Below are 1,969 nucleotides of genomic sequence, written 5' to 3' on the forward strand. Positions count from 1 at the left end.
CGGCAGGAGTCCACCATGACCCTCACCTCGCGCCGGCTGAACGTCTCCTCGCGCTACCCGCGCGTAGACTTGCCCGGCCCTAACCTGGGTCCCTAGTTTCAGCGAGGTATGCCCTCCAATGTTCTCTTTCATCTCGCGGCGTCTGCTGGCAGGGTTGGGAACCCTGCTCGTGTCGACGTTCGCCATGTACCTGCTCGTGAGCAAGTCGATCAGGCCCTTCGAAGACCTCGAGTCGCTGACGGACGGCGCGGTCAAGGCGCAGAGGATCGCCGAGCGCACCGAGATCCTCGATCTCAACACGCACCCGGTGATCCGCTACTTCAAGTGGCTCGGTGACTTCGTGACCGGCGACTTCGGCGTCGGCTGGCGTTCTGGTCAGCCCGTCTCGAGCCTGCTCCAGGGGGCCGTCGCCTCCACGATCCAGCTCGTCGCCGCAGCGACCGTCATCGCGATCATCCTCGGCGTGATGATCGGCATCGTGAGCGCGCTGCGCCAGTACAGCTCGTTCGACTACATCACGATCTTCCTGTCCTTCGTGCTCTACTCGCTCCCGGCCTTCTGGGTCGCCGTGCTGCTCAAGCAGTGGGGTGCTATCGGCTTCAACGACTTCCTCAAGGATCCGTCGCTGAGCCCGCTCGTGATAGCGGTCGCCGGTGCCCTGGCAGGGACGGCCTGGATGCTCGCCTTCGGCGGGACGGCCCGCAAGCGGCTCATCACGTTCGGCAGCGCCTTCCTGGTCACCGTCGGCGCGCTCTACTACCTCCAGCTCTCCAACTGGTGGCTCCAGCCGAACCTCGGCCCCGTCATCATCCTCATCACCGGTACGGCGCTCGCCTTCGCCATCACCGCGCTCACGGCCGGCCTGCAGAACCGCCGCGCCCTGGGCGCCGCACTGTCGACCGTGGCGCTGGGGCTCGCGCTCTACTACCCGCTGAGGTCCGTGCTCCGTGCGGTCGACAGCTGGGCCCTCGTCGGTGGCCTCGCGATCCTGACGGTCGCCGTCGGCATCGCCATCGGCTACCTCTGGGGAGGACCGGACCGAGGAATCTCCGCGCGCAGCGCTGCGATCACGGCGTTCCTCGTGGCGTCCATGATCTTCGTGGACAAGGTCATGTCGATCTGGCCCGCCTACCTCAAGGCTCCGGCGATCAACGGCCGGCCGCTCGCGACCATCGGCGACGCCACCCCGAACCTCGGAGGCAACTTCTGGGTCGGGACCCTGGACAGCTTCACGCACCTTCTCCTGCCGACGATCGCGCTGGTCCTCATCCAGTTCGCCGGCTACACCCGCTACTCGCGGTCGAGCATGCTCGAGGTGATGAGCCAGGACTACATCCGCACCGCGCGCGCCAAGGGCCTGCCGGAGCGGACGGTCATCATGCGCCACGGGTTCCGCAACACGCTGATCCCGCTCGCGACGATCGTCCCGATCGACGTCATCACGCTCCTCGGTGGCGCGATCATCACCGAGAAGGTCTTCGCCCGTCCGGGCATGGGCACCCTGTTCATCGACTCCTTGCAGGGTGCTGAGGTCGATCCAGTGATGGCGTACCTCGTCATCGTGGCGGCCCTCGCCATCATCGCCAACATCGTGGCTGATCTGATCTACGCAGCCCTCGACCCGCGGATCCGGGTGAACGCATGAGCAACGCCATTTCTCCTCAAGATTCCACGTTCGACCCGAACGTCGAGAACCAGATCGAGCTCAAGGAGGTCGAGGGGCTCTCGCAGAACCAGATCGTCCGCCGGCGGTTCCTCCGGCACAAGGGCGCGGTCATCTCGGTCGTCGTCCTCGCGCTGATCACGATCCTCGCGGTCACCTCGGTCGGCTTCGGTTCGTGGACCGGCTGGTGGAACTTCGTCCCGTCCGGCCAGGGAGCGACCAACCCTCTGGTCAACGGTGGTGCTCCGAGCTCGGTGCACCACCGGAAGGGCGTCCCGAACTGCCGGCCTCCGCACGAACCGCGCC

General features: G+C 66.3%; 1 protein-coding gene and 1 pseudogene. Both read left to right on the plus strand.

Features of this window, described 5'->3' with window-relative positions:
• Window positions 1-118 precede the first annotated feature (118 nt).
• Window positions 119-1,645 carry an ABC transporter permease gene (locus ACFWFR_RS19230; protein ID WP_377617481.1) on the plus strand — a complete coding sequence of 509 codons (1,527 nt, stop codon included), beginning with the start codon at window positions 119-121 and terminating at the stop codon, window positions 1,643-1,645.
• Window positions 1,642-1,969: pseudogene (locus ACFWFR_RS19235) on the plus strand (hypothetical protein); the annotation flags it as partial. The gene ACFWFR_RS19230 and the pseudogene ACFWFR_RS19235, both read left to right, overlap by 4 nt.

Origin of the sequence: Oerskovia sp. NPDC060287 (assembly GCF_042726775.1) — a bacterium.
GTDB lineage: Bacteria > Actinomycetota > Actinomycetes > Actinomycetales > Cellulomonadaceae > Oerskovia > Oerskovia merdavium.